This is a genomic window from Massilia cavernae (assembly GCF_003590855.1).
Taxonomy (GTDB): domain Bacteria; phylum Pseudomonadota; class Gammaproteobacteria; order Burkholderiales; family Burkholderiaceae_D; genus Telluria_A; species Telluria_A cavernae.
Map to the genome: position 1 here is coordinate 1 of NZ_QYUP01000106.1, position 1,921 is coordinate 1,921.

The following is a 1,921-nucleotide window of genomic DNA, read 5'->3' on the forward strand; positions in this document are numbered from 1 at the left end:
TCTTCGTTGGGTGCGAAATAACCTGCCATGTGCTGGTGCACCCACATGCGGTGCAAATCGAAATCGGTTACCTGTACCCACACCGGGCAGCGCACGGCGCCCACGGTAATCAGGTGCGAGAGGAGATCGGCCGGCAGGAAATGGGTGCAGACGATCAGGTCCGGCGAGGAATGTGCGATTTCACGGCGGAAGCGGGGCGCTGTTCCTGCGTTCGGCCCAGCGCCGCAACGGCGGCCTGGCCGCCGTTTTGCCTGGGGCTGGGCGAACAGGCACAAGACGGCGCCCGCTTCCGCCGTGAAATCGCACATTCCTCGCCGGACCTGATCGTCTGCACCCATTTCCTGCCGGCCGATCTCCTCTCGCACCTGATTACCGTGGGCGCCGTGCGCTGCCCGGTGTGGGTACAGGTAACCGATTTCGATTTGCACCGCATGTGGGTGCACCAGCACATGGCAGGTTATTTCGCACCCAACGAAGAGGTGGCGTTCCGCCTGCGCCAGCACGGCGTCCCGCCGGACCGCATCCATGTCACCGGCATTCCAATCATGCCCGCCTTCTCCGACCACATCGACAAGGCCGGCTGCGCCCGCGAACTCGGGCTTTCGCCGAACCGGAAAACAATCCTGCTGATGGGCGGCGGCGCGGGCTTCGGCACCGTGACGCAGATCGCCGAACACTTGCTGCGGGCGCCGGGAGACTTCCAGATCATCGCGATGGCCGGCCGCGACGATGCCGTCCTGGCGTCCCTGCGCGAACTCGCCGCCCGCCATCCCGGCCGCCTGTCGCCACAGGGCTATACCGACACGATCGAGCGGCTGATGACGTGCTCCGACCTGGTGGTGACCAAGCCGGGCGGACTGACGACATCCGAATCGCTGGCGATCGGCTTGCCGATGGTCGTAATCGCACCGATCCCCGGACAGGAAGAACAGAACGCCAATTTCCTGCTTGAGCGCGGCGCCGCCCTCAAGGCCTTCGACCTGCTGACGCTTGAATACCGGATCGGCCATCTGCTTGCGCATCCGTCCAAGCTGGAAGACATGCGCGTGAAAGCGCAGGCGCTCGGGAACCCCGCCGCTGCCAGCCGGGTCCTTGCAACCATACTTCGAAAGACGACAGAATGAACACGCCAGCCTCCGATCTCATGCAACTGCTGTCCACGCTCGGATTCGTGGTCGTCCTTGCCTTTTTCTTTGCGAAGGCGGAAATACAGATCGAGGGCGAATCCGGGTGGGCGGCCAACCTGCCGACCTGGCGCATCGAAAAGCACTGGCTGCTCGATATCTTCTGGGGTGGGCGTGCGATGACCGGCTACCACGCCTGGGTACTTTCGTTCATCGGCCTGTTCTTCCATTTTCCCGTCTTCTTCATGGGCGAATGGTCCTGGCAGATCGAGGCGCGCATCCTGGCCTCGATGATGGTGTTCTGGATCGTCGAGGACTTCTTATGGTTTATCGTGAATCCCGCCTTTGGATGGAAACGGTTTCATCCAAAGTTCATCCCCTGGCATAAGCACTGGATCGTCGGAGCCCCAGTGGACTACTGGGTGTTCACCGGCGTTAGCACCCTGCTGTTCACGTATTCTTACTGAGTGAGCTCGCGCTGATCAGGCTCCGGCGATTTTGAGGGCCGGAGCGGGCGCCCCGAGGTCGGCCAGGTCGAGCGCATTGCAGACGCGCCGGCACAGGTCGGCGGGGGTTCGCGAAATAACTTCATCGGGCACGGCGAACTTCTCGATCAGGCGGTCGTGGTCCTCGAATCCGTACGACACCATGAACGGATGCATGCCGGTGTTGATCGCGGCGTAAAAGTCCTTGTACTCATCGCCACAAGCGTAAGCGCGGGCCGGGTTGATCTGGAAGCGTTCGCGCGTCAGGCGGAATTGCGAGGTCTTTCCTTCGCTGAGCGGAACGTGGTCGAA

Annotated in this window: 4 protein-coding genes; 2 read left to right on the top strand and 2 right to left on the bottom strand. The window is 62.4% G+C overall.

All coding sequences use genetic code 11. The features are described 5' to 3' along the window. Positions 1-179: MGDG synthase family glycosyltransferase (locus D3872_RS26435; RefSeq protein WP_441295142.1), on the bottom strand; the 179-nt coding region annotated here is incomplete at its 3' end. On the opposite strand from D3872_RS26435, the gene D3872_RS10745 reads away from it, so the two are divergent. Together D3872_RS10745 and D3872_RS10750 are read left to right on the top strand one after the other, a co-directional pair. Continuing rightward, positions 141-1,124, top strand: coding sequence for an MGDG synthase family glycosyltransferase (locus D3872_RS10745; protein WP_119810765.1), 984 nt, complete (start codon positions 141-143; stop codon positions 1,122-1,124). The genes D3872_RS26435 and D3872_RS10745 overlap by 39 nt on opposite strands. Then, positions 1,121-1,591: a hypothetical protein gene (locus D3872_RS10750; protein WP_220476928.1), complete on the top strand. Its 471-nt coding sequence runs from the start codon at positions 1,121-1,123 to the stop codon at positions 1,589-1,591. Before D3872_RS10745 ends, D3872_RS10750 begins: the two co-directional genes overlap by 4 nt. 15 nt (positions 1,592-1,606) lie before the next feature. Here D3872_RS10750 and D3872_RS10755 read toward each other — a convergent pair. Further along, positions 1,607-1,921 (bottom strand): HAD hydrolase-like protein (locus D3872_RS10755; RefSeq protein WP_182915767.1); only part of this gene is annotated, 315 nt, incomplete at its 5' end.

Coding starts and splice junctions, on each gene's coding strand:
- D3872_RS10745 (WP_119810765.1), top strand. CDS start 141: ATGGGTGCAGACGATCAGGTCCGGCGAGGAATGTGCGATTTCACGGCG.
- D3872_RS10750 (WP_220476928.1), top strand. CDS start 1,121: ATGAACACGCCAGCCTCCGATCTCATGCAACTGCTGTCCACGCTCGGA.